Raw genomic sequence first — 25,384 nt, forward strand, 5'->3', positions numbered from 1 at the left:
TTATCTTCCCTTCAAGTCAGTAATTACTGCATTTGTAAATTCGGTTGTCGTGGCACTGCCTTTTAAGTCTTTGGTGGCAATCCCTTTTTTTAATACATTGTCGCAAGCAGTTTCGATTTTTTCAGCTAACTGATTTTCGTTAAATGATTGACGAAGCATCATTGCTACCGATAAGATCATCGACAACGGGTTGGCAATATCTTGCCCAGCGATATCAGGTGCAGATCCGTGGATGGGCTCGTATAAAGAAGGGCCGTTTAAACTGTCGGAAGCACTGGCTAACACGCCTAAAGAGCCTGGCAAAACAGAAGCTTCATCACTTAAAATATCTCCAAATAAATTTTCAGTAACAACAACGTCAAAGTGGGTAGGTTGTTGGATGATTTTCATTGCTGCTGAATCAACATATTGATGCTCTAAAGTACAATCGGGAAATTCCTTCGCGATTTCTTCGGCTGTTTTACGCCATAGCTTACTAGTGGCTAAGACATTGGCTTTATCCACCGAGGTGACTAATTTTCTTCTTTGTTGTGCTAAACGAAAAGCTTGACGCAAGATATTTTCGATTTCAAATTTTTGATAAGTATTGGTATCTAATGCATTCTCAGCATTTAATTCTTGTGGTTTGCCAAAATAAATACCGCCAGTTAATTCTCGAACGATGACAAAATCAGTGCCGCGAATGATTTCTGATTTAATCGGTGAAAAATCGATTAAACTATCGGTTACTTTTATCGGTCGAATGTTAGCAAATAATTGTAGCTGTTTTCGTAAAGCCAACAATCCTTTTTCTGGTGTTTCATTTGCGTTATCCCATTTCGGACCACCAATTGCTCCTAATAATATGGCGTCAGCATTTTGACAAGCTTCAATTGTTTCTGCAGGTAGCGGAGAACCGCTGTGGTCAATAGCAGCGCCACCAAAAAATTGTTCTTCAATTTGATAATCTGGTTTGACGGTTGCTAAAATGGCTAGTCCACTTTTCATTATTTCTGGTCCAATGCCGTCTCCAGCTAATACGGTAATTTTTTTTGACATTTGAGCACTCCTTAAATATTTTTAGTAAAAACTTGATTGCTAGCAGCGACATAAGCTTTTGCCGAGGCTTGTAACACATCAAAATCAATGCCGACACCACGATAAGTTTGCTGATTTTTTTCATCTGTCAGCAAGACTCGCACTTCAGCTTGGGCATCTTCACCAGCAGTGATGGCTTGAATTTCATATTCAGTTAAGGAAACATCTTGGTCAAAAATCTCATCGATGGCATTGTAGATAGCTTGGATACTACCAGAGCCGATGGTTGAAGCCACTTTGGTTTGATCATTCGAATCGGTAATTGAGACAATAGCTCCTTGGAAACCGTTAGAGCTGTATTGCACTTGAACAGAAGATAATTTACATTGTTCGGTTTCTTCTCGATGTTGATCTGTTAGTAAAGCAATCAAATCATCATCAGTAATTTGTTTTTTCTTGTCGGCTAGAGACTTGAAGCGAGCAAATGCCGTTTTTAATTCATCATCAGATAGTTGATAACCAAGCTCTGCTAATTTTGCTACAAAGGCATGACGACCAGAAAGTTTTCCTAGAGGCAGAGAATTTTTATTTACCCCGACTAAAGATGGCGTGATGATTTCATACGTTTCAGGATTCTTTAAAACACCATCTTGGTGAATACCAGATTCATGAGCATAAGCATTTTCACCGATAATGGCCTTATTTTTTGGTACAGGAATACTTGATAGGCGAGCGACCAAATCACTTGTCCGTTTGGTTTCGGCTAATTCAATTTGGCTATTTGCTTGATAAAAGTCATTCCGAATATATAAAGCCAAGGCAACTTCTTCTAGAGCAGTATTTCCTGCTCGTTCACCAATACCGTTGACGGTACCTTCCACGCGATTCGCGCCATTTTCGATAGCTGCTAGAGCATTTGCTGTTGCCATACCCAAATCATCGTGACAATGAGAAGAAAAAATAATTTCCTGCTCACTTTGAATATTATCAATTAGAAATTTGAAAAGTGCGCCGTACTCTGTTGGATTAGAGTAACCGACAGTATCTGGTACGTTAATAATAGTTGCACCAGCATCAATGGCTGTTTGAACAGCTTTTAAAAGAAAACTTTTTTCAGTTCGGCTGGCATCTTCTGGTGAAAATTGAACCTTTTCAAATAAGTTGCGGGCATAACTGACATGCTCTTTGATTGATGCTAAAACTTCAGTTTCTGTCATTTTCAATTTATATTTCATATGCACGTCACTGGTAGCCAAAAAGATATGAATTTGTGGATGGACCGCATCTTGCAACGCTTCATATGCACGATCAATATCTTTTTTCTGACAGCGCGCCAGACCAGCCACAGTCATTTTTTTAACATTACGGGCAATATTTTGCACTGCTTCAAAATCGCCATCAGAAGCAATTGGGAAGCCTGCCTCAATTACATCAATACCCCATTTTTCTAATTGCTGGGCAATTTGAATTTTTTCTTTTGTGTTGAAATTTACACCAGGTGTTTGCTCACCATCTCTTAATGTTGTGTCAAAAAATTGAATTTTTCTCATAATAACCGCTCCTCTTTTTAAATTTGGGTATAAAAAAAGCATCCCAGTTAAGAAGAACCATTTTCTCCTTAGCTGCAATGCGAATAGGGACTCTTTTAGAAAACTAAAAAAAGAGTCCCTGTTATAATAATAAAGTTGTGTTATTTTGGTTATTTATCGTCATCATAATTTTTCACCTAAAATTGTCAGAATTTTTGTTTAATTGCTTGTTAAAAGAATAAACAAAGGAGCAACCAATGTCAACCTAAAATTTAAAAAAAGATGAGAAAAAGATGAAAATATTTTTTTACTTTGGGGGAAAAGCTTTCTTCAATAGATTTTTTTACAGATAGTTTGAGGCAAAAGAGCAAAGCTAATTTAAGGCTTTGCTCTTATTATATGTTTCGAAAACTGTCAGTTTGCTTCGGTGGATTTTATTGCACATGAGGAAATCCAATTAGCAATCTATTGAGGAGAGTTTAGAGATATATCAATAAATACCTCATTAGGTTGCTTTAAGCTTAATGTAAGAAATTTTGTATGTTTGGAAAAAAGTGTTTCAGTATAAAGAAAAAATCAGTATCTTCTAAGGCATTGAATTGACCAATTGTATCTTAGAAAAAAATTACCACAATCAAAGTGGAAAATTATGAATTTATTGAGTTTTGAAAACGATTTATAGTAAGAGTGTAAAAAGAAAAGAGGAGGAACTTAGATGGCAGAAACTGTACAGGTAAGTACTGAGCTGGAATCAATGGCGATTATCTTACATGCTGGCAATGCAAAAAGCAGTTCTTATGAAGCTTTAATGGCTGCTAAAAAAAGTGAGTTTGATTTGTTCGATGAAAAGTATACTGAGGCAAAGCAAGAAATAAGATTGGCACATAAAGCCCATGCTGAGCTATTGCGAAAATTATCATCATCGAATCAAATGAAAGAAGTTGATTTACTTTTAGTTCATGCTGAAGGTCATTTATCTTCAACAGATATTGCAGTAGACCTGATTGGTGAATTTGGTGAGTTGTATAAATGGAAGGAGACTATTGATGGATAAAAACTTTTTATGGGGAGGAGCAACAGCCTCTTATCAATGTGAAGGCGCTTGGGATGTAGATGAGAAAGCACCTTCAATGTGGGATGTTTACCTGCATGAAAATAATTTGGAAAATGGTGATGTAGCTAGTGATCATTATCATCATTATGAAGAAGATATTCGTATGATGGCCGAAGGAGGGCAAAATTCTTATCGCTTTTCACTGTCTTGGCCACGAATAATTAAAAATAAAAACGGTGATGTGAATCAAAAAGGCTTAGATTTTTATCATGGTATTTTGGATGCTTGTGAGAAGTATGGGATTGAACCATTTGTAACCTTATATCATTGGGATTTACCACAGTATTGGGAAGAAACTGGTGGTTGGTTAAATCACGAAGTATGTGGGGCTTTTGAACATTATGCAAAAGTTTGTTATGAAGCATTTGGTGATAAGATTCGTAACTGGACAACCTTTAATGAACCAAAATGGTTTGTGGTGAATGGTTATATGATTGGTAACTATCCTCCAGGCTTGCAAGATCCTCAGAAAACAATGATTGCCGCTTATAATGTGATGTATGCGAGTGCGTTAGGAGTTAGGGTTTTTAGAGCAGGAAATTATCCAGGACAGATTGGTATCGTTCATAGCTATACACCTGTAAATGGTGTTGATGATAGCATTGAAACTAAAATTGCCATGCGTTATGCCGACAATTACTGTAATAACTGGATTTTAGATACAGCTGCTTTAGGTGAATTTCCAATTGACTTGATTTCAGTTTTAGCAAAAGACTATGACATTAGTTTTATTAGCACGAAAGAACTTGAAATTATTAAAGAAAATACGGTCGATTTTATCGGTTTAAATTATTACTCTAGAACTCTGGTTAAACCTTATACCGGAGGAGAAACCCAACTATCTTTTAACCACACTGGGAAAAAAGGCGAGTCCAAAGTATTAATCAAAAACTGGTTCGAACAAGTGAAAGATCCAAATAATGAAACGACTGAATGGGATACTGAGATTTATCCTAAAGGTCTGGAAGACGGTTTAATTGAAGCTTACCAACGTTATCATTTACCAATTTATGTTACAGAAAACGGTGTTGGCGTTCGTGAAGATGTAACTGTCGATGAAGTGAAGGATGAATATCGTATTTCCTTTATGAACGATCATATCAATGCCATTATGAATGCTCAAGATGCTGGTTGTGATATTCGTGGATATTATGCTTGGTCATCGTTTGATTTGTATTCTTGGAAGAATGGTTGTGAAAAACGCTATGGCTTAGTTGCTGTCGATTTTGAAAATGGTCAGACAAGAGCACCAAAAGCTTCTTATCATTGGTTCAAAGATGTAATTGCAAGTCAAGGTGAACTCATAAAACGACGAAATTTCAATTAAAAGGAGCAGATTAAATATGAAGAATATAATGTTAGTTTGTAACGCTGGGATGTCTACAGGAATATTGGCTAAAAAAATTGAGGCCGCTTCAAATAATACGCTAAAAGTAAGTGCGTACAGTGAATCTGAATACAGTGATTATTTAGAGGGTATCGATTTAGTACTGATTGGTCCTCAAATCCGCTTTTTATTGCCACAAATTGAAGAACAGGTAACTGTTCCGGTACAGGCAATTTCTCCAATGAAATACGGCATAATGGACGGTAAAGGCGTTTATGAGGATATCAAAAAAATAGTAGGAGGATAAGGTTATGAATTTCAGTGTTATAAGCGAAAAAATGGACCGCTATATTTCACCTTTTGCAAATAAATTAAGTCAGCAAAGACATTTGAAAGCAACCCGTGATGCGTTTATGTCTATGTTGCCACTAATCTTATTTGGTTCAATTCCTCTGATTTTAGGGGCAGCACCCGTCACTGAAGATACAACCAACAGATTTATTTTAGCTTGGGCGAGCTTTGCTGAAAAAAATAGTTTGATATTAAACTGGGTAAGTAGTATTACTTTGAGTGCGATGTCACTGTATATTTGTATCGGGATTACTTATTATTTGTGCCGTCATTATAAAGAAGATATTTTACGGCCCATGATGTTTTCAATCGCTGGATTTCTTATGTTGGTATTGGACCCGCAAAGTTTAGGCTGGGATGGAAAAATTGTAGAAATTAGTTTTTTAGATGGTCGTGGCATATTACTTTCGATATTTGTAGCGATTTTAACGGTTGAAGGTTACCATTGGATGCGTGAGAAAAATATTGGTCGCATTAAAATGCCTGAGAGTGTTCCTGCTTCTTTATCAGAAACATTTGCCGCATTAGTGCCAGGGATTGTTTTACTGACAGTCTTTACGATTATTTTTATTATTTTCCATAGTTTAGATACAACTGCTGTGAAATTTTTATACGATGTAATGGCACCAAGCTTTAGAGCTGCCGATAGTTTGCCTTTTACTATTTTAATTATCTTTTTGGTACATTTATTCTGGTTTTTTGGTATTCACGATGCTGCTTTGGCAGGAATTTTAGGCCCAATTCGTGATGGTAATTTGTCAATAAACGCTGCTGAACAAATGGCAGGACAAGATTTATCACACATCTTCACTACACCGTTTTGGACTTATTTCGTGATTATTGGTGGTTCGGGTTCTGTTTTGGCTTTATCATTCTTAATGATGCGTTCCAAATCAAAGCAGCTGAGTACAGTCGGGAAAGTGGGCTTCTTGCCTTCAATCTTCGGAATTTCAGAACCAATTATTTTTGGTACACCACTTATGTTAAATCCGATTTTCTTCTTTCCATTTATCTTTACCTCAGTGTTTAACGGTATAGTAACGTATTTATGCATGTCATGGGGAATTGTTGGTAAAACATTTGCAGTCTTTTCTTGGCAAATGCCAGCACCGATTGGAGCATTTCTTTCGACCATGGACTGGAAATCGGTAGTTTTAATCTTTGCTTTAATCTTTATTAACGGATTAATGTATCTGCCGTTCTTGAAAGTATACGAAAAAGATTTAATGAAACTAGAAAGAGAAGCAGAACAGGAAGAATCATCAAAGGATGCTCAGATAATAGAAAATTCTGCTATTGAAAACTAAGAAAATAGGTGAATAAGGTTAGTTTACTCTAACCTTATTCGTGGTTTTGAAAGTTAACAAATAAATTTTCATTGTCTTGGACTGAAATGCTATAATTTGGAATAGACCAAAGATTCAGGAGGCAATTATGTGATAACAAAAAGACAAAATGAGTTGATCAAGGCTCTCAAAAATAGTCCAGTTTTAGTGACTGCAAGTAGTCTCTCTAGAAGCTTAGGGGTATCGTCTAAAACAATTAGAAACGATATTACAAAAATAAATACAGCCTTTCAATCACCAGTCATCGAATCTAAAGCGGGAGCGGGCTATTTTATTTGTGATCCACAAAATTTTTTAAAGGACGTAGATAGTACCCTCGAAACAGAAAATCTGCGTTTTGAACTATTAAATCGTATTTTAGAAAGAGAAGCTATTAATTTTTATGATTTGGCAGATGCATTTTTTATTAGTGAGTCGACGCTTAGTAGAATTATCCAAGAATTAAACCAAGTAATTGCGGAAAAAGATGAGTCGTTATGTATCGTTCGTCGACAGAATCAATTGCTAGTAGAAGGTGAAGAGGAACAAAAACGCGCCATTTTTAATCTATTTTTGAATCAAGAAATTAAAACTCATAAATTAAGTTTAGATAAATACAGTGACTATTTTGAACACTGCGATTTAACTGTTCTTTCTAATTTGGTGATTGATCATCACAATGAAATAGATTTTTATATGAATGATTTTTCGATGATTTCTTTCATCATTCATGTGGCGGTGTTAATTGAACGTGTAAGTCAAGGTAGTTATATTGAAACTTTACAGGTAAAAAAAATTGATAAAAAAAGCCAGCAACTGGCTCAGCAGTTTATTGTAAAGCTAGAAAACAGTTTAGGAATTATTATTCCAAAAAAAGAACTGTATTATGTAGCCAGACTTTATTCAGGTAAGTTTGTTATGATGGATGAACTGGCAGAAGAGGGGTTTCTTTCTTTAACAGATCGCATCATTCAAATAATTGATGAAAATTTTATGATTGATTTTTCTGCAGATGAGCGGATGAAAGATTACTTATCAACGCATCTGTCAGCCTTATATCGACGAGCGGTTAAAAAGCAATATCTAAGTAACCCTCTGACGGAAGAATTAAAGAACAAGTATCCATTTATTTATAATGTCAGTGTACTGGCAGCTGACGCCATTCAAAAGGAATTAAATATCACCTTTCCAGATGATGAAATTGCTTATATTGCTTTGCATTTTTTATCAGCCTCGGAAACCATGAGTCATGGCAAACTAAAGAGAATTTTACTAGTATCTCCTTATGGAGTCGCTAGCAGAAGACTAGTTCATAATAAGCTACGGAAGTTGAATTTTACAATTGATTTGATAGAAGCGACAACTGTTTTTGATGTTCAAAATTATTTAGATAACGAGCTCGACTTGATAATTACAACAGAAAATGTAACAGTATCTTCTAACATTCCTGTCTATTTTTACTCAGCAATTTTTGATGATTCAGATGTTTCAAGGGTAGAATCTATTTTAAAAGAACAAGATGAATCCAAAGAAATTATTCATCATTTTTTTAAAGAAGAACTATTCTTTGTTAATCAAAATTTTAAAAATCGAGAAGAAGTGATTACTTTTTTATGTCAACAATTAACCGATCAGGGTTATTGTGAACCTAATTACGTGGAAAAAGTGTTGGATCGAGAGCAACTTTCTTGTACTTCTTATGAAAATTATTATGCGATTCCCCATGCGATTCAGAGAACGGCGTTACAAAATGCTGTTGCTGTCTGTTGTTTAGAAAAACCTATCAAATGGGGTGGTAATCGGGTGCGCCTGGTTTTGCTTCTGGCAATGAAAAAAGAACGTGATCATGCCTTTGAAGAACTTTTTGGTTTTTTGGTCAAGATTTTAGATGAAGGAAGTTTTGTAAAAAAACTATCCAAACAAACTAATTTTTATGATTTTATAGAACTATGTAAATAAAATAAAAAAAGACACGTATTTTTATTGTTTCCCGTAAACCAAACAATAAAAAACGTGTCTTTTTTTTTGGAGGAAACAAATGGAAAAAACGAACAAATTTGAAACAAATCATTTACTATCATTAATTATTAAAATGTCAATACCCTCTATTTTTTCGATGCTTATTCAGTCTATGTATAACATAGTGGATTCAATATTTGTCGCAAAAATTGGTACGGAGGCGCTAACAGCAGTCTCAATTGCTTTTCCTATCCAAAATTTGATTTTAGCTTTAACGGTGGGATTTGGAACAGGTCTTAATGCCTTTTTATCACGAAAACTAGGTAGTAAAGATAATGAAGAGGCCAATCAAGCAGCTACCCAGGGGATTTTTACTTCACTTTTACACTATTTATTGGTGGTGGTATTAGGTTTAGTATTTGCCAAACCTTTTATGGCCTTATTTTCTGATGATGCTTTAACGCTATCTTTAGGATATGAATATATCAGTGTCATTTTCTTATTCAGTTTTGGCGTATTTATTCATATTACAATTGAAAAGGTTTATCAAGCATCTGGTAATATGATAGCTCCGATGATTTTCCAACTAGTTGGATCGCTGGTCAATATAATTTTAGATCCGATTTTAATATTTGGTTGGTTCGGTTTACCATCTATGGGAATTCGAGGGGCAGCCATTGCTACAGTAATTGGCCAGTTGTCTTCAATGTGTTTAGCCATTTTATTTTTTAAAAAAGGACATATGCCAATTAATTTTGTGTTTAAAAATTTTAAATGGAGCAAGTCCTTAACTCGAGAACTTTATTACAATAGTATTCCCTCATTCTTATTACTTTCAATCGGATCAATTATGGTTAGTGGAATCAATTTAATTTTAGCAACAATTTCTCAGGTAGGTGTACTCATTTTTGGTATTTACTACAAAGTTCAATCTTTTGTTTTCATGCCAATTAATGGTATCGTTCAAGGAACTTTACCAATCATGAGTTATAACTACGGAGCAAAAAATACGAGTCGCCTGCAGGAGAGTCTAAAATTATCAGTAATTCTTGCTGAAATTTTTAGTGTCATTGGAACAATTATTTTTCTGCTTTTCTCAAAGGAAATTATTTCTTTGTTTAGTACAGATCAAACTGTTTTGACAATAGGTGAACAGGCTTTGAAAATTATTGCTTTGAATTTTTGTTTTGCCAGTATCGGCTACGTCTTTACTTCATATTTTCAAGCTACAGGCAAACAATTTTCTTCAGTCTGCTTAATTTTAATCCGACAACTTATTTTATTATTACCAATGGCATTTATACTGAGTCATTTTTTTGGAATAGCAGGAATTTGGTGGGCTTTTGTATTAACAGAAGCTGTCTGTGTTGGACTTTCTTTTTGGCTATATCGAAGAAAGAGGTAATGGAAGTTAGAAGGATGTTTTATATATAGATTTTTGAATTGATAAGTAAAAGAAAGCCTACTCAAATTTAAGGTGAAAATTTTTATATGCAAAAAGGTACAGCAAATGCTATAGATGGAAAGCGAATCAACTGTGTTTGAAGGTAAAAAGGGGTTAATAGTGATTCTATAAAGAGAAAACGATGCATTCAGTATTATTAAATAAATGCGTCTTTTTTTAGTTTCGACATTAAGAAATATCAAGCAAAATGTTACTTTATCTAATATTCTATTTTTTCGCAAAAAAAATACCACCGCGCACATCCTTTTCGAAATCTCCTAAGAGACCAAGGTTGTACCGGTGGCGTGGGTTTGGCACCCATGGGCCGTGAGGGGCTCGAACCCGCGACCCGCTGATTAAGAGTCAGCTGCTCTACCAACTGAGCTAACGGCCCGTGTTAGCACGTTCATATGTTAGCACTAGGAATCTAAAAATGCAAGAGTAAACTGAATGCCCTAGTAACTGTGAGTTTTTTCAACTAAATTGTTTCATCGAGTGATTTTTGATAGTATGAAACTTGAGAGGAGCTATCGAAATTGCAGAAAATAAATTTAGAAAACTGGGGAAATCAGATTCAAGAGATTCATTTACCAAGATGGCAAGAATTACCAGAATTTGAATTGTATATGGATCAAGTGATTAATCTGGTGGATCGTTATCTATCTTCTATGATGACCTCTGAAAAAGCCCATTTACTATCGAGTGCCATGGTGAATAATTATGTCAAACATAAATTAATTCCTGCGCCAGTGAAAAAGCGATACAGTCGTGAACATTTAGCATATTTGATGATGATTACAATTTTGAAGCAAGTTTTATCAATTCCAGACATTAAAGCATTAATTGATATGCAGCTGGAAGTAGCGCAAGCCGATGAAGTTTATAATCATTTTTGTGAGGCACAAGAGTCTGCTTTGAAAGAAGTTACTCAGGTCATCAATCGAGATAAAATCACAAATGAAAATTATAAATTTGATTTTCGTCAAATTGCATTATATAGTAGTACTCAATCTTTTGCCCAAAAAATGTTGGCTGAGAAGATTATTTTCGATAACAAAGGTGAAGATTCTGTGAATTCTGACGGCAAAGCTTAAATAAAGTAATAAATAATCCGTTTAAGCCAAAGCTAGATTTTATGAAAAGATGAAACCGTTATGAAAATAATGTATAATGGTAGGCATGAAGACGATTTTGAAAACAAATAATGAGGTGACAATTTTGAAAAAAATACTAGTCGTTGATGATGAAAAGCCGATTTCTGATATCGTCAAGTTTAATTTAACAAAAGAAGGCTATGAAGTATATACAGCCTATGATGGTGAAGAAGCAATAGAAAAAGTCGAAGAAGTTGTACCCGATTTAATTTTATTAGATTTAATGTTACCTAAAAAAGATGGCTTAGAAGTAGCACGAGAAGTCCGCAAAACCCACGATATGCCAATTATTATGGTGACCGCTAAAGATTCTGAAATTGATAAAGTTTTAGGATTGGAACTAGGGGCGGATGATTATGTGACTAAGCCTTTTTCTAATCGCGAGCTAGTTGCACGGGTAAAAGCTAATTTACGTCGTGGTGGACAAGCACCTAAAGAAGATGAAAGTACGACCCAAAGCGATTTAACAATCGGGGATTTAACGATTCATCCAGATGCTTATGTGGTTACGAAACATGGCGAAACGATTGAACTAACCCATCGTGAATTTGAATTATTGCATTATTTAGCAAAACACATCGGACAAGTGATGACTCGGGAACATTTATTGCAAACCGTTTGGGGTTATGATTACTTTGGTGATGTCCGGACTGTCGATGTAACAGTTCGTCGTTTACGAGAAAAAATTGAAGATAGTCCCAGCCATCCGACTTATTTAGTTACCCGTCGTGGCGTCGGCTATTATTTACGTAATACTGAGGATTAATGAATGAAAAATAAAGTTCGTTTTTACCGGTCAGTCAATTTTAAAATTGCTTTTTCGTTTATTTTAATTTTACTGATTTCGATTGAAATTATCGGCGCGTATTTTATTCGTGGGTTGGAAAAATCAACCATCAATACTTTTACACGAGATATGAATTCGCGGGTAGCTAATTTAGCGACGACTTTAGGAACCACCATGTCTGAAAACAATGAGAGCGAGGCAGAAACAGTCCAGCGTCTTCTGGAGAACAATAGTCCTTCAGATATTAAACAAATGTGGGTTGTGGATGACAAAGGAATTGTGTTGGCTACAGGGGATGTCACGGATCGTGATTCCATTGTAGGTAAGAAGAATGAATATAGTGATGTGGATGATTTTACCGTCAAACAATACATTGCTTTAGATGATAATGGACAGAGAGTCTATATCAATGTCCAACCGATTCAGTCCCCGAGCGGTGATTCTGCCGTTATCGGGGCTCTTTATGTTCAGAGTGACATTGAGCAAAAATATGGAGACATCGCTAATACTGCGTTGATTTTCTTTACTGCTTCAATGATTGCTGGTGTGATTTCGATGGTTATTGCTTTATTAGTTGCTCGCTCAATTACCAAACCAATAGAAGAAATGCGTAAGCAAGCAATGAAAATTGCTCAAGGGGATTATTCTGACAAAGTTGAAATTAGAGGTCATGATGAATTAAGTCAATTGGCGGAAACCTTTAATAAATTGTCAGATCGAATTGAGGATGCCCAAGATACGATGGAAGCAGAACGAAATCGTTTAGATTCTGTGCTTACCCACATGACTGATGGCGTTATTGCCACAGATCGCCGTGGGAAAGTAATTACCATTAACGAAACTGCTCTGTCTTTATTAGATGTGACTAGTGAAGAAGCGATTGGTCAATCCATCTTACCGTTATTGGATTTAGAAGAAAGATACACCTTGCGTAAGTTATTAGAAACGCAAGAAGAAATCCTGATTGATCGTGATAATGAATCAGGCGGTGAAGTTGAAACGCAAATTTTGCGAGCGGACTTTGCGATGATTCGACGAGATTCTGGCTTTATCAGTGGACTGGTTGTCGTGGTTCACGATGTTACTGAACAAGAAAAAACAGCAGAAGAACGACGTCAGTTTGTTTCGAATGTTTCCCATGAATTAAGAACACCATTGACTTCAGTTCGCAGTTATATTGAAGCTTTGGATGAAGGGGCTTGGCGTGATGAGGAAATTGCGCCGCAGTTTATTTCCGTGACTCTAGGTGAGACAGATCGGATGATTCGAATGATTAATGATCTGTTGAATTTATCGCGAATGGATTCTGGTGCACAAAAGTTAGAACTGGAATTTGTGAATTTTAATGAGCTAGTTGATTATGTATTGGATCGCTTTGACATGATGGTGACGAGTCAAGAGAAAAAATATGTGATTGAACGAGATTTCACTGAACGGGAATTATGGGTGGAAGTTGATACTGACAAAATCATGCAAGTGATTGATAACATTATGAATAATGCGATTAAATATTCACCAGATGGTGGGAAAATCACAGCTCATTTAATGGAAACTCATAATAACGTAGTATTAAGTATTACTGATGAAGGCCTGGGTATTCCGAAAAAAGACTTGGATAAAGTCTTTGAGCGTTTCTACCGAGTAGATAAAGCACGGGCAAGACAACAAGGCGGAACAGGTTTGGGCTTAGCGATTTCCAAAGAAGTAATGAAGGCCCATAAAGGTCAAATCTGGGTGGAGAGCGTAGAAGGAAAAGGCTCAACCTTCTCCATTTCGTTACCGTATGAACCTTATGAGGGGGAATGGTGGGATTGAGAATATCAGAAAAAATTTTACGAGGCATCTTGATTGTCTTGATTCTTTTAAGTATCGTCTTCTCCTATAATATTTGGCTAGCACCAACAAATCGCACACCAAATGTAAACTCAAATACGCAAACAATTAATAATTTAGAACAAAACTATGCTAAAGCAACTGATTCCTATTTGCCGATTCGAGGAATTTGGGATCTGGATGGACAAAAATTTCAGACAAATAGTGAAAACTTATTAGCCACGGCTCAAGCCCGTTTAACTGAGGCAGACTATGGCGAACTATCAATCGTTGCTCAAGGTGAAGCTGAAATGCAAAACTATTACCAAGTCAATCGAGGGATGGAATTAAACTATGAAGGTCAGTTTTCTTTAGCCGAATATTTGAAAGTTTTTGATATACCGATAAATATCGATAACTTTGATCAACCTAATCGGATTCGTTTTAATAAAATTCAGATTGATTTTGAAAATAATCATATTCGCTTTCTCAATTATGCAAGACAGACGGTTTATCAAGGAGATATCACCTTTAGCACGAATACATTGCAAGATATTTACGAAAATAATCAGAGTCGTTTTATTCCAATGACAGAAGAAAATCAGATTATTCCACGGTTATTGCAAACCGAGGGGAACATTCGGTTGAAAAGGTACAATTATATATTGACTACCCAATCTTATTCACTTTTTAGAAATGCCTTTTTCCGGGAACCAGTTGGAGCCAAGGGGCAGGAAAATGAACAAGGTGTTCAATCTTTTGTTAGTGGTCAGGAAGAATTAATCTTAAATGATGATCAGCGTACTGTTGATTTTTCAGGAGAATTACCTAAAGATGTACAATCGGATAGTATTTATGCCCAAACCTTTGGCTATGTTAGTCGCTTGGGTACGGGCGTTGGGAATCTGCGTTACTTTGATCGTGAAGGCGGACAGATAACTTATCGGACATTTGTCGAAGGTTATCCGATTTTTAGTGAGTCTGACAAAGGAAAAATGGTCGTAACGATTGGAGATGCCCAGAATGATGAAGCAAAATCAGTCGCGATTCAAATGAGTATGGATACTGTTCAGGTGCCTATTCCATCAGATGAGGAAATTGAGTTATCCAGTTCATTGGAAATGGAAAATCAATTGGTGTACGCGGGTCTGGATATCGACAAGGTCGAAAGTTACATCATTGGTTATACTTGGAGTGATGTAGATGGTGCGAATCGACTGGTATCATTAACACCTGAGTGGTATGTAAAATATGATGGTAATTGGTTTGCAGCAAGTCAACTGATGGCTTCGGTTACGGAGGTGTCTAATGGATTTTAGAAAAATAGAGTGGTTATTCATTCTTGTTTTCATTAGTTTAAATATCTTTCTGTTTAATATTTATCAAAGTAGTCAAGATGATCAACAAGCTGTTACGACAACTTATAATCAAAAAGAAGGCATCACCTCCCGTTTAAAAAATGACAATATTACCTTTAAAGGAAAAATTTCTACTAAAAAACCTGAAGGATATTATTTAAGTGCTGAACAAGTCAATGTGATGAATGTCTTAAGTGAAAATAATATTCAAGATATCATGAGTACTTCATCAATATCTGATAATGTTCTGACTAACTATTTAGGGCAACCACGACGCTTTAATATGAATAGAATAAAGAGTAGTTTTAATCGCGCGATGAAAGATGATAGCTTCATTTATGAAGGGACAAGCTATCAATACATTTCTCATATCTCTAAAGAAGAGAAAGGCGATGTGAAAATAGTTGGCGCTCAGAACTATGAGGGCATCCCTTTTATTGATGAAACTTCGCGGGTAACTTTAGATATCGATACTAGTGGTACGAATGCTGAAGTGACGCAATATACCCAAACTTTATTACGCCAGATTGAACCATTAAGGGAAAAAATGACCCTTTATTCAGAAGAGGAAATCTTAAATACCTTATACATTAATAACAATATTCCTGCGAATTCAACTATTCAAGATATCTATTTAGGTTATTTTCGAACGATTGAAGTGGGGGAAAAGAATGTATATGTTCCTGTCTGGTTTGTAAAAATACAAACTTCTGATGATGTGAGTCAGATTGAACGGGTGAATGCCATGAGTAACCAAGTTATTTCCAATAATTTAGTGCCAAAGGTAGAAAATCCGTAAAAAGGGTTGTATACTTAAAGACAGTTTTTAAAGAAGGGACCACTTTTGATGTTAGATATGAATCATGCCTTTAATGTCAGTGTTCTGGCTAGTGGCAGCAGTGGGAACTCACTGTTTATAGAGAGTGCAGGCAAAAAAATATTAGTCGATGCTGGCTTAAGTGGCAAAAAAATTATTAGTTTATTAGCTGAAGTCGACCGTAAACCGGAAGACTTAGATGCGATTTTAGTGACCCATGAGCATCGTGATCACATTCATGGCGTGGGTGTATTAGCACGAAAGTATAAATTACCAGTTTATGCGAATGAAAAAACCTGGCAAGCGATGATGCCTCTGATTGGTAAAGTCGATTTGGAACAGAAACAAATTTTTGATATGGGTAAAGTCTTAACTTTTGGTGATATGGATATTGAAAGTTTTGGTGTATCTCATGATGCAGCAGCACCGCAGTTTTATCGTTTTTATAAAGATGGTCATTCTTTTGTGATGCTGACAGATACTGGTTATGCTAGTGAGCATGTGAAGGGAATTATTTCTGATGCCGATGCTTATTTAGTCGAAAGTAACCATGATTTGGAAATGTTGCGGATGGGACCTTATCCTTGGAATTTAAAGCAACGGATTTTAGGGGATCGGGGACATTTATCCAATGAAGATGGCGCCTTAGTGATGACCGACATTATCGGTGATCATACGAAGCGTGTGTATCTGGGGCATTTGAGTAAAGAAAACAACATGAAAGAGTTGGCCCATATGACAATGGAAGAAACATTGTTACGCTATGATTTAGGTGTCAATCATCAGTTTCAAATTTTTGATACAGATCCTAATGCCGCTACAGAATTATTTGCTATTTAAAAAATTCCGTCTCAATGAAGAGACGGAATTTTTTTTTAGATAGTTACGACACTAATATGTTGATTGGGGTGGGTATTATTGACTGCTTCGTCTACCATAGCAATCGCATAGTCAGCCATACTAATCATAGAATCGCCATTAGCATCAGTTAACATGCGGTCATCACTTAAAGTATATTTGCCGGTGCGTTCACCATTTGGTACGAAATAAGATGCAGGGCTAATATAGGTCCAGTGGAGATTCTTGCTGTCTTTTAATTCTAAGAAAGCTTTGTACATATTATACGCTGTGGGATAATAGCCGGCATTAGGATCTGATAAATCAATCATCCGTTCTGTTTTGGCATCGTCCATAAACAAGGAAGAAGTCCCGCCAATCACTAATAAACGAGTTTCGGTGCCACTAAGCAGGTCAATTAAATGCTGCAAGGATGTTTGATGTAATTCTTCATGACCACTCGGTGCGCGAAAAGCATCAATCACCACATCAAAAGCAAGCAAATCTTCTTTGGTTAGATCAAATAAATCTTTTTTAACAAAAGGAACGTCAGAAGCTAATTTTTCTGGGCTACGGACAATAGCGGTGACATCCAAATGACGAGCCAGCGCTTCTTTTAAAATCAAAGAACCGGCATGTCCAGTGGCACCAATTACTGCAATTTTCATATAAAAAACCTCCTATACTGATTTCTCTTTCAGTGTAAGGAGGTTTTTTAAAAAAAGCAAAGAAAAGCAATTATAATAAGCCAGCTTGACGTGCAGCTAATTGGACAATTATTACTAATAAATTCATCCCTACGTGGGTAATCATTGAAGTCCCAATCCGTCCAGTATAACGATATAAGAAACAGAAGAATAAACCTAAGCCGCCATATAATAAATAATGTCCATCAACGTGAGCGGCTGCAAATAAAGCCGAGCTGATTAATGCTGGCAAGATAAAGCCCCAGCGATTTGATAAGGCGCCAAAGATTGCCCGGCGGAAAACCAATTCTTCCATAATCGGTCCTGCGATAGTAGTGGCTAAAATAAATACCATGTTCTCTTGAATCAGTTGAATAATATTTTCAGTATTTTGTGATGCGGTGGGGGCATTGAAAAAAGCCTGTTCCACCATGAGTAAAACATTCTGTAAAAGGATGGAGCCGAAGATTCCTAAGAAGCCAAAGAGAATCATCCAACCGATCGCTTTTGGTTTTTGTTCAATGTTAAATTTTTGACTTTTAAATAGATAGATTAATAGTAATATTGCGCCAATAATATAGGCAAAAGTCGTCATGGTGATGCTTTGGTTTTGAGTAGGTCGAACAATTAAAGCGAAGATCACAGGTGATAGGTAGACCATCAAGTAAGTGATAATTGTTGCGATACTATATTTTTTTGCTGTCATAGATACTTCCTTTAAATTTTTTCTTTTAAGTATAGCATAAATAGATCTAGAAAAAATTTAAAAAAATCAGATGAAAAACTTGCAAAGTGAATCGAAAATGAGTATCATAAGAAATGTGAGTTAGCACTCTTTGTCTAAGAGTGCTAATAATAAAAACCAATCAAATTTTGGAGGGATTTATCGTGTTAAAACCATTAGGTGATCGCGTGATTTTAGAAGTAGCGCAAGAAGAAGAAAAAACTGTAGGTGGTTTAGTTTTAGCATCAGCTGCTAAAGAAAAACCCCAAACAGCTAAAGTTGTAGCTATTGGTGAAGGTAGCACACTTGAAAACGGTGAAAAAAGTCCAATGCCAGTTGCCGTTGGTGATATGGTAATGTTTGAAAAATATTCAGGTACAGAAGTAAAATATGAAGGCACTGAATACTTAATTATCTCTGCCAAAGATATTATGGCAATCGTTGAATAATAAAAAATTTTGAGGTGAAAAATCATGACAAAAGAAATTAAATTTGCAGAAGACGCACGGGCAGCAATGCTTCGTGGGGTAGATAAATTAGCGGATACAGTAAAAGTAACATTAGGCCCTAAAGGTCGTAACGTTGTTTTAGAAAAATCTTATGGCTCTCCATTGATTACTAATGATGGCGTAACAATTGCTAAAGAAATCGAATTAGATGACCATTTTGAAAATATGGGGGCTAAATTAGTTTCTGAAGTTGCATCAAAAACCAACGACATCGCTGGTGACGGTACAACAACTGCAACTGTTTTAACACAAGCAATTGTACGCGAAGGATTGAAAAACGTAACTGCTGGTGCTAACCCAATGGGTATCCGTCGCGGAATCGAATTAGCTACTAAAACTGCAGTTGAAGAATTACACAATATTTCTTCAATCGTTGATTCAAAAGATGCGATCGCACAAGTTGCGGCAGTTTCTTCTGGTAGCGAAGAAGTAGGTAAATTAATCGCTGAAGCAATGGAAAAAGTTGGTAACGATGGTGTTATTACGATTGAAGAATCAAAAGGGATCGATACTGAATTAGATGTTGTAGAAGGTATGCAATTTGACCGTGGTTACTTATCTCAATACATGGTAACTGATAACGATAAAATGGAAGCAGCTTTAGAAAATCCATACATCTTAATCACTGACAAAAAAATCTCTAACATTCAAGATATCTTGCCATTGTTAGAACAAGTATTACAACAATCTCGTTCATTATTAATCATTGCTGATGACGTGGATGGCGAAGCTTTACCAACCTTGGTATTGAACAAAATCCGTGGAACATTTAACGTAGTTGCTGTTAAAGCACCTGGTTTTGGTGACCGTCGTAAAGCGATGTTGGAAGACTTAGCTATCTTGACTGGTGCAACAGTAATTACAGAAGACTTAGGTTTAGAATTAAAAGATGCAACAGTTGAAAACTTAGGTTCTGCTGGTAAAGTTGTAGTAGATAAAGACAATACAACTATCGTTGAAGGCGCTGGCGACAAAGAACGCTTGGCTGAACGAGTTGAATTAATCAAACGCCAAATTGGTGAAACAACTTCTGACTTTGACCGTGAAAAATTACAAGAACGCTTAGCTAAATTAGCTGGTGGGGTTGCAGTGGTTAAAGTTGGTGCAGCAACTGAAACTGAACTAAAAGAATTAAAATTACGAATTGAAGATGCTTTAAACGCGACTCGCGCAGCAGTTGAAGAAGGTATTGTTGCTGGTGGTGGTACAGCATTAGTTAACGTTATCAATAAAGTAACTGAATTAGATGCAGAAGGCGATGCAGCAACTGGAATTAAGATTGTTGTTCGTGCTTTAGAAGAACCAGTACGTCAAATCGCTGAAAATGCTGGCTTCGAAGGTTCAGTTATTATCGACAAATTAAAAAATGCAAATGATGGCTTAGGCTTTAACGCTGCTACTGGCGAATGGGTAAACATGGTGGATGCCGGAATCGTGGATCCAACTAAAGTGACTCGTTCAGCATTACAAAATGCAGCTTCTGTATCAGCATTGTTGTTAACAACTGAAGCAGTTGTTGCTGACAAACCTGCTGAAGGTGGCGCAGCTGCGGCTCCAGCAATGGACCCAAGCATGATGGGCGGCATGATGTAATTCATCAGAATTTTTAGAACTCCGAGAAATCGGGGTTCTTTTTTTCAGCAAAAAATCTTCACTTTGCCTAACGTACAAAGTGAAGGTTTATTTTTTATTTTGGAAAATATTTTTGCCAGAGGGCGGGATTTTTTATTTGATAAGTTTGGAAAGGACGGCCTTGTTTGCGGTAGATTACGTCACTGGTTAGTAAGTCTTGCTGTTCTAAAAATTGCATATATTTGCGGACGGAGACGTGGGAAAAGCCACTTTTTTCCGCCAATTCTGCTACCGTGAAGCTAGCAGGAAATTCCTGCATGGTTTTGTAAATACGAGCCAGTGTGGCTTTGGAGAGTCCTTTTTCCAAAATCAATTCTGCTTTCTTTTGGCTTTTGTCGTAAAATAGCTGGTCAATTTGGGCTTGATTTAATTCTTCATGCTGGAGCATAGTTGTTTTTGCTAAGAAGCTTTCAAAGCTTTGGGCAAAGCGCTCATAACTAAATGGCTTCATTAAATAATCTAAAATACCTAAATGATGGGCGGCTTTTAAGGCTTCAGTTTGGTTCTCAGCTGTGATTAAGATGACTTCGCCGGGAAATTCTTGTTGTCGGAGATCTCGCAAAAAGGCTAAGCCATCATCATGTTTTAAGTGTAAATCCAACAAAATTAAATCTATCTGTTCCTCAGCTAGAAGTGCCTTGGCATCATCGGTGGAGGTTGCCTCTAAAATATTCAGTTGGGAGTCAATTTTGGTTAAATAGCTTTGATGGATGAAGGCAACCATCGGATCATCCTCTAAAATTAAAATGGTGGTCATCAATCTCACCTCGATAGTCAGTTTTAAAAATTAATTGTAAGTAGTCTTGCTGATAGTGCCAGTCGAATGTGCCATTTAGAGCTTCTAACGTATTGTTGAAATATAAAGTCGAAAATTGTTTTTCAATCGAAGCGACTTGTTCACTAGTAGCGACAAATGAATAAGTCGTTTGTAATCGCTGGTCCTGATAATTTATTTGTAGCAATATTTCGGCTGGTAGTTCCCATTGAAATAAGAAATGTTCCACAAAACGGTATAGATTTAGCAGTTGTTCAGTTACTTTAGGGTCATCTGTTTTAGGAATCTCTGGTGTAATCTCCACCCACAAATGGGACTGTTCTTCTAAAAATTTCTGTCTTTGATTTAATAAAAAACCAGCAATCAATGGATTATTGACTAGGATGGCCAAACGAGAAATTAATTCTTTCTCTGGCTGAATAATGTCTTTTAGATAATCATTGAGCTTTTCGTAGGCACCAAGTTCGGCTAAACCATAAATCACATGGAGTTTGTTCATGAACTCATGGGCCTGATTTTGTAAAGCTGTTGCATAATTGGTGGTGGAAGATAATTGATCAGCTAAAAATAGTGTCTCAGTAGCATTTCGTAAAAATAAGATGGAACCAATTTTGCTATTTTTGACGATGATTGGTGCAGCTGAAAAGAAATAATCCTGTCCAGCTTGTTGGTAAAACTGCTCATTTTTTTGGGATAAATCTAGTTGCTCTAAATCTTCGAAAATATCATTTAGCTTTAAGCCAATCAGCTGTTCATCATTTGCTACTTTTTGTTGGGCAAAAAATTCAGCTTGGTGGTTAGTTAATAATATCTTTTGTTGCAAATCCACCACGAAGACCGCATCTTTGGTTTCATTTAACATGGCATTGCGTTCTTCTAATAGACGGGCGATTTCTTTTGGTTCTAAATTATGTAATTGTAATTTCAAAAAGTAGGTGATTAAAAAGGCCATCAATAAGCCAATTGCCAAACTGATAAACAAGGCCATCGTATAATCATTTTTCGATTTATTGATTAAACTGCCGAGAGAAGTCGTAGTAATTCCTAAGGCAACGACGCCAATCTGTTTTTCTTGATAAAAAACTGGCACAAAGCCTCGTAGTGATTCTCCCAAAGTCCCAGCACTGGTGGAAAGATGTTCTTTTCCTTCTAAAGCTGGCGCTTCATCGCCTCCCTGAAAAGGTTTGCCAATCTGTTGTTGATTTGGGTGAGTGAGCCGCGTACCATCCATATTCAAGATGACGGTAAAGTCTAACTGATAAAGCTTAGTCACTTTTTGACTAAAGGCTTGTAATTCATCAGAAGATTCACCCTTTTCCAGAGCAGTCAACACCCGTGAATCGTCAGCAATTAATTTTCCCGTTCTCAAAAGTAAATTGCCTTCCTCTTTTTGAATATAGCGGGTATTTTGATAAGAAATCAGTAAATAAAACAAGGTTGTCACTACTAATAGTACTGAAATAAAACTAATTGCCAATAACATCCATAAACGCAAGCCTTTTTTCATAGGAATCCTCCAATTTTCAGTATAACACAATCAAAGTGAAGCGCTTTTTCTTTGTGAAAAGCACCACTTACTTTCTTTAGTTAAATAAGTTAAATAAACTATTTTGTTGAAACCGGATACATTATATTAAGCATATCAAAGAGATACACAAGGAGGAAACAAAATGGATCAGAAGTTAAATAAAACTGTTTTAGCCAAAGAAGAGCTAGCTGAAAAAACAAAATGGTGGCAGAAAATTCAGATTGGCTCCGTCAGTCTACCTGTCTATGCGACGATGGCAACCATTATTTTCATCACGGGGATGCTACAAGAATTACCAGTTAATATGTTGGGTGGCTTTGCGGTTATCTTGACGCTAGGTTGGTTGTTAGGAACCATCGGCGGCAATATTCCGATTCTGAAAAATTTTGGTGGTCCGGCAATTTTTTCTTTATTAGTTCCATCGATTCTAGTATTTTATAATTTAGTTAACCAAAATATTTTAGACAGTGCCGACATTTTAATGAAGCAAGCTAACTTTTTATATTTTTACATTGCTTGTCTAGTCTGTGGTAGTATTTTAGGGATGAACCGTAAGATTTTGGTCCAAGGCTTGTTGCGGATGATCGTGCCAATGATGATTGGCATGATTTTAGCGATGGGTGTGGGAACTTTAGTAGGTGTCTTAGTTGGTTTGGATTGGCAGCATACTTTGTTCTTTATTGTTACGCCCGTATTAGCTGGCGGAATTGGTGAAGGAATCTTACCATTATCATTAGGTTACAGCGCAATTACTGGTTTAGGTAGTGAACAATTAGTGGCACAATTAATTCCAGCGACGATCATCGGAAACTTCTTTGCGATTATGTGTACTGGCTTACTAAGCCGTCTAGGTGAAAAACGACCAGAGCTATCTGGTAAAGGCCAATTAATCAAGTTTAAAAAAGGTGAAGTGGATGATTTAGCTGGCGCCTTGGATGAAAAAGATGAGCCGATTGATTTGAAAAAAATGGGTGCGGGCGTACTAACTGCTTGTACATTATTCATTCTAGGTTCTCTATTACAGGCGTTGACAGGTTTCCCTGGCCCTGTTTTAATGATTGTGGCAGCAGCTTTGTTAAAATATTTAAACATTGTGCCAAAAGATACGCAAAAAGGCTCGAAAATGTTGTACAAGTTTATTTCTAGTAACTTTACTTTCCCATTAATGGCTGGCTTAGGCTTGTTGTATATCCCATTAAAAGATGTTGTCGGCGCCTTAACTTGGCAGTATTTTGTAGTGGTTATCAGTGTGGTATTCACAGTCATTGCGACTGGCTTTGTGGTAGCTCGTTTTATGAATATGCATCCAGTGGAAGCCGCAATTATTTCAGCCTGCCAAAGTGGTATGGGTGGAACTGGTGATGTGGCGATTTTAAGTACAGCTAATCGGATGAACTTGATGCCTTTTGCCCAAGTAGCAACTCGTTTAGGTGGGGCAATTACCGTTATTACCATGACAGCTATTTTAAGAATGATTTTTTAAAAATATGATAATCGAAACTCAAGGAGGAAATCTCAAATGTCAGATGTAAAAGAATTAGCTTTAGAACAAGCGCGAAAAAATGGTGGAAAATTAGCAGTGGTTTCAAAAGTGCCGATTGAAAACCGTGAAGATTTAAGTATTGCTTACACCCCTGGAGTGGCAGCTGTATCCTCAGCGATCGCAGAAGATAAGAATTTAGCCTATGAATTAACTACCAAAAAAAATACGGTGGCAGTCGTCAGTGATGGCTCGGCAGTCTTAGGCTTAGGCAATATTGGTCCCGAAGCAGCGATGCCTGTAATGGAAGGGAAATCAGCTTTGTTCAAACGCTTTGCTGAAGTTGATTCTGTCCCCATCGTATTGGATACCCAAGATGTAGAAGAAATTATTCAAACGGTGAAAATGATTGCACCAACATTTGGTGGGATTAACTTAGAAGATATCAGCGCCCCTCGTTGTTTTGAAATCGAACGTCGTTTAATAGAAGAATTAGATATTCCCGTTTTTCATGATGATCAACACGGCACCGGCATTGTTGTGTTAGCCGCCTTATATAATGCCTTGAAATTAGCTGAAAAGAATATCGAAGAAATCAAAGTCGTCGTCAATGGTGGCGGCTCAGCAGGATTGTCTATCAGCCGGACATTCTTAGCAGCCGGTGTAAAAAATGTGACGATTGTCGATCGTTTCGGTATTATCAATGAAAAAGAAGATGCAGAATATAATCCTTACCATAAAGAAATTGCTAAAGTAACCAATCGTGATTTCTTGTCTGGTGACTTATCAGTAGCATTAAAAAATGCAGATGTATTTGTCGGCGTATCAGCTCCAGGTGCTTTAAAAGCCGAATGGATTCAAACCATGAATCAAAAACCAATTATTTTTGCCATGGCGAATCCAACACCAGAAATTTTCCCAGAAGAAGCTTTAGCCGCTGGTGCTTACATTGTCGGAACTGGTCGGAGTGATTTCCCGAACCAAATCAATAATGTCTTGGCTTTCCCAGGAATATTCCGTGGCGCCTTAGATGCTCGAGCAAAGAAAATTACGATGGAGATGAAAGTAGCAGCCGCAAAAGGGATTGCTAGCTTGGTTCCAACAGAAGAACTTTCTACTACCAACATTATCGCCGATGCCTTCAATGAAAATGTCGCAAAGGTTGTCGCTGAAAGTGTCAGTCAAGCAGTAAAATAGTTTGTTAAAGAAGTTAGCCAAA

At 36.6% G+C, this 25,384-nt stretch carries 22 protein-coding genes and 1 tRNA gene; 16 read left to right on the forward strand and 7 right to left on the reverse strand.

Features of this window, described 5'->3' with window-relative positions:
• A complete protein-coding gene (leuB, locus tag KUA55_RS01685) occupies window positions 1-1,038 on the reverse strand; it encodes a 3-isopropylmalate dehydrogenase (protein ID WP_218324440.1) in 1,038 nt (345 codons plus the stop codon).
• An 11-nt stretch (window positions 1,039-1,049) separates the two neighbouring features.
• Window positions 1,050-2,567 (reverse strand): 2-isopropylmalate synthase, encoded by a 1,518-nt coding sequence (locus tag KUA55_RS01690; protein WP_218324441.1) that lies wholly within the window; start codon window positions 2,565-2,567, stop codon window positions 1,050-1,052.
• A gap of 694 nt (window positions 2,568-3,261) precedes the next feature.
• Here KUA55_RS01690 and KUA55_RS01695 point away from each other — a divergent pair.
• The 6 genes from KUA55_RS01695 to KUA55_RS01720 all read left to right on the forward strand — a co-directional run bounded on the left by KUA55_RS01695 (window position 3,262) and on the right by KUA55_RS01720 (window position 10,027).
• Window positions 3,262-3,600, forward strand: a complete 339-nt coding sequence (locus tag KUA55_RS01695) for a PTS sugar transporter subunit IIA (RefSeq protein WP_218324442.1) — start codon at window positions 3,262-3,264, stop codon at window positions 3,598-3,600.
• Window positions 3,593-4,987, forward strand: a complete 1,395-nt coding sequence (locus KUA55_RS01700; protein WP_218324443.1) for a glycoside hydrolase family 1 protein — start codon at window positions 3,593-3,595, stop codon at window positions 4,985-4,987. The genes KUA55_RS01695 and KUA55_RS01700 overlap by 8 nt, the downstream gene beginning before the upstream one ends.
• 16 nt (window positions 4,988-5,003) lie before the next feature.
• Window positions 5,004-5,294, forward strand: coding sequence for a PTS sugar transporter subunit IIB (locus KUA55_RS01705; protein WP_218324444.1), 291 nt, complete (start codon window positions 5,004-5,006; stop codon window positions 5,292-5,294).
• 4 nt (window positions 5,295-5,298) lie between these two features.
• Window positions 5,299-6,645 carry a PTS sugar transporter subunit IIC gene (locus tag KUA55_RS01710; RefSeq protein ID WP_218324445.1) on the forward strand — a complete coding sequence of 449 codons (1,347 nt, stop codon included), beginning with the start codon at window positions 5,299-5,301 and terminating at the stop codon, window positions 6,643-6,645.
• 129 nt (window positions 6,646-6,774) lie between these two features.
• On the forward strand, window positions 6,775-8,622 hold the full coding sequence (locus KUA55_RS01715; protein ID WP_218324446.1) for a BglG family transcription antiterminator: 1,848 nt from the start codon (window positions 6,775-6,777) through the stop codon (window positions 8,620-8,622).
• A gap of 79 nt (window positions 8,623-8,701) precedes the next feature.
• The gene (locus KUA55_RS01720; protein WP_218324447.1) at window positions 8,702-10,027 is read left to right on the forward strand and encodes an MATE family efflux transporter; all 1,326 of its coding nucleotides are present in this window, start codon (window positions 8,702-8,704) and stop codon (window positions 10,025-10,027) included.
• A 360-nt stretch (window positions 10,028-10,387) separates the two neighbouring features.
• Here the strand turns inward: KUA55_RS01720 and KUA55_RS01725 are convergent.
• Window positions 10,388-10,460 (reverse strand) — tRNA-Lys (locus KUA55_RS01725).
• A 142-nt stretch (window positions 10,461-10,602) separates the two neighbouring features.
• Here KUA55_RS01725 and KUA55_RS01730 point away from each other — a divergent pair.
• The 6 genes from KUA55_RS01730 to KUA55_RS01755 all read left to right on the forward strand — a co-directional run bounded on the left by KUA55_RS01730 (window position 10,603) and on the right by KUA55_RS01755 (window position 16,834).
• Window positions 10,603-11,160 (forward strand): DUF1836 domain-containing protein, encoded by a 558-nt coding sequence (locus tag KUA55_RS01730; protein ID WP_218324448.1) that lies wholly within the window; start codon window positions 10,603-10,605, stop codon window positions 11,158-11,160.
• A 124-nt stretch (window positions 11,161-11,284) separates the two neighbouring features.
• Window positions 11,285-11,986, forward strand: coding sequence for a response regulator YycF (gene yycF, locus KUA55_RS01735; RefSeq protein ID WP_218324449.1), 702 nt, complete (start codon window positions 11,285-11,287; stop codon window positions 11,984-11,986).
• A gap of 3 nt (window positions 11,987-11,989) precedes the next feature.
• On the forward strand, window positions 11,990-13,822 hold the full coding sequence (gene walK, locus KUA55_RS01740) for a cell wall metabolism sensor histidine kinase WalK (RefSeq protein ID WP_218324450.1): 1,833 nt from the start codon (window positions 11,990-11,992) through the stop codon (window positions 13,820-13,822).
• Window positions 13,813-15,138, forward strand: coding sequence for a YycH family regulatory protein (locus KUA55_RS01745; protein ID WP_343214699.1), 1,326 nt, complete (start codon window positions 13,813-13,815; stop codon window positions 15,136-15,138). The genes walK and KUA55_RS01745 overlap by 10 nt, the downstream gene beginning before the upstream one ends.
• Window positions 15,128-15,976: a two-component system regulatory protein YycI gene (locus tag KUA55_RS01750; RefSeq protein ID WP_218324451.1), complete on the forward strand. Its 849-nt coding sequence runs from the start codon at window positions 15,128-15,130 to the stop codon at window positions 15,974-15,976. Before KUA55_RS01745 ends, KUA55_RS01750 begins: the two co-directional genes overlap by 11 nt.
• A gap of 48 nt (window positions 15,977-16,024) precedes the next feature.
• A complete protein-coding gene (locus tag KUA55_RS01755; protein ID WP_218324452.1) occupies window positions 16,025-16,834 on the forward strand; it encodes an MBL fold metallo-hydrolase in 810 nt (269 codons plus the stop codon).
• Window positions 16,835-16,869: 35 nt separating this feature from the next.
• On the opposite strand, the gene KUA55_RS01760 is transcribed toward KUA55_RS01755, so the two are convergent.
• Together KUA55_RS01760 and KUA55_RS01765 are read right to left on the reverse strand one after the other, a co-directional pair.
• Window positions 16,870-17,499, reverse strand: coding sequence for an NAD(P)-dependent oxidoreductase (locus KUA55_RS01760; RefSeq protein WP_218324453.1), 630 nt, complete (start codon window positions 17,497-17,499; stop codon window positions 16,870-16,872).
• Between the two features lie 70 nt (window positions 17,500-17,569).
• On the reverse strand, window positions 17,570-18,223 hold the full coding sequence (locus tag KUA55_RS01765; protein WP_218324454.1) for a CPBP family intramembrane glutamic endopeptidase: 654 nt from the start codon (window positions 18,221-18,223) through the stop codon (window positions 17,570-17,572).
• 182 nt (window positions 18,224-18,405) lie between these two features.
• Here KUA55_RS01765 and groES point away from each other — a divergent pair, with 182 nt between their 5' ends.
• Both groES and groL read left to right on the forward strand, forming a co-directional pair.
• Window positions 18,406-18,690, forward strand: coding sequence for a co-chaperone GroES (gene groES, locus KUA55_RS01770; protein WP_218324455.1), 285 nt, complete (start codon window positions 18,406-18,408; stop codon window positions 18,688-18,690).
• 24 nt (window positions 18,691-18,714) lie between these two features.
• Window positions 18,715-20,343, forward strand: a complete 1,629-nt coding sequence (gene groL, locus KUA55_RS01775; RefSeq protein WP_218324456.1) for a chaperonin GroEL — start codon at window positions 18,715-18,717, stop codon at window positions 20,341-20,343.
• A gap of 94 nt (window positions 20,344-20,437) precedes the next feature.
• Here groL and KUA55_RS01780 read toward each other — a convergent pair whose 3' ends face one another.
• The gene (locus tag KUA55_RS01780) at window positions 20,438-21,139 is read right to left on the reverse strand and encodes a response regulator (protein ID WP_218324457.1); all 702 of its coding nucleotides are present in this window, start codon (window positions 21,137-21,139) and stop codon (window positions 20,438-20,440) included.
• Complete coding sequence (locus tag KUA55_RS01785; RefSeq protein WP_218324458.1) at window positions 21,111-22,664, reverse strand: Spo0B domain-containing protein; 1,554 nt, start codon at window positions 22,662-22,664, stop codon at window positions 21,111-21,113. Before KUA55_RS01785 ends, KUA55_RS01780 begins: the two co-directional genes overlap by 29 nt.
• Before the next feature lie 163 nt (window positions 22,665-22,827).
• On the opposite strand from KUA55_RS01785, the gene KUA55_RS01790 reads away from it, so the two are divergent.
• Both KUA55_RS01790 and KUA55_RS01795 read left to right on the forward strand, forming a co-directional pair.
• Complete coding sequence (locus KUA55_RS01790; protein WP_218324459.1) at window positions 22,828-24,168, forward strand: 2-hydroxycarboxylate transporter family protein; 1,341 nt, start codon at window positions 22,828-22,830, stop codon at window positions 24,166-24,168.
• A gap of 36 nt (window positions 24,169-24,204) precedes the next feature.
• Entirely contained in the window at window positions 24,205-25,362 is a 1,158-nt protein-coding gene (locus KUA55_RS01795; protein WP_218324460.1) for an NAD(P)-dependent malic enzyme, read from the forward strand.
• Window positions 25,363-25,384 lie beyond the last annotated feature (22 nt).

This window comes from Enterococcus alishanensis (genome assembly GCF_019218635.1).
Lineage (GTDB): Bacteria > Bacillota > Bacilli > Lactobacillales > Enterococcaceae > Enterococcus_A > Enterococcus_A alishanensis.

Bases quoted from the DNA above. Each gene is read 5' to 3' on its own strand.
- leuB (WP_218324440.1), bottom strand. From the start codon at position 1,038: ATGTCAAAAAAAATTACCGTATTAGCTGGAGACGGCATTGGACCAGAA.
- KUA55_RS01705 (WP_218324444.1), top strand. From the start codon at position 5,004: ATGAAGAATATAATGTTAGTTTGTAACGCTGGGATGTCTACAGGAATA.
- KUA55_RS01765 (WP_218324454.1), bottom strand. From the start codon at position 18,223: ATGACAGCAAAAAAATATAGTATCGCAACAATTATCACTTACTTGATG.
- KUA55_RS01710 (WP_218324445.1), top strand. From the start codon at position 5,299: ATGAATTTCAGTGTTATAAGCGAAAAAATGGACCGCTATATTTCACCT.
- KUA55_RS01690 (WP_218324441.1), bottom strand. From the start codon at position 2,567: ATGAGAAAAATTCAATTTTTTGACACAACATTAAGAGATGGTGAGCAA.
- KUA55_RS01695 (WP_218324442.1), top strand. From the start codon at position 3,262: ATGGCAGAAACTGTACAGGTAAGTACTGAGCTGGAATCAATGGCGATT.
- groL (WP_218324456.1), top strand. From the start codon at position 18,715: ATGACAAAAGAAATTAAATTTGCAGAAGACGCACGGGCAGCAATGCTT.
- KUA55_RS01795 (WP_218324460.1), top strand. From the start codon at position 24,205: ATGTCAGATGTAAAAGAATTAGCTTTAGAACAAGCGCGAAAAAATGGT.
- KUA55_RS01790 (WP_218324459.1), top strand. From the start codon at position 22,828: ATGGATCAGAAGTTAAATAAAACTGTTTTAGCCAAAGAAGAGCTAGCT.
- walK (WP_218324450.1), top strand. From the start codon at position 11,990: ATGAAAAATAAAGTTCGTTTTTACCGGTCAGTCAATTTTAAAATTGCT.
- KUA55_RS01720 (WP_218324447.1), top strand. From the start codon at position 8,702: ATGGAAAAAACGAACAAATTTGAAACAAATCATTTACTATCATTAATT.
- KUA55_RS01760 (WP_218324453.1), bottom strand. From the start codon at position 17,499: ATGAAAATTGCAGTAATTGGTGCCACTGGACATGCCGGTTCTTTGATT.
- KUA55_RS01700 (WP_218324443.1), top strand. From the start codon at position 3,593: ATGGATAAAAACTTTTTATGGGGAGGAGCAACAGCCTCTTATCAATGT.
- KUA55_RS01750 (WP_218324451.1), top strand. From the start codon at position 15,128: ATGGATTTTAGAAAAATAGAGTGGTTATTCATTCTTGTTTTCATTAGT.
- KUA55_RS01755 (WP_218324452.1), top strand. From the start codon at position 16,025: ATGTTAGATATGAATCATGCCTTTAATGTCAGTGTTCTGGCTAGTGGC.
- KUA55_RS01785 (WP_218324458.1), bottom strand. From the start codon at position 22,664: ATGAAAAAAGGCTTGCGTTTATGGATGTTATTGGCAATTAGTTTTATT.
- KUA55_RS01780 (WP_218324457.1), bottom strand. From the start codon at position 21,139: ATGACCACCATTTTAATTTTAGAGGATGATCCGATGGTTGCCTTCATC.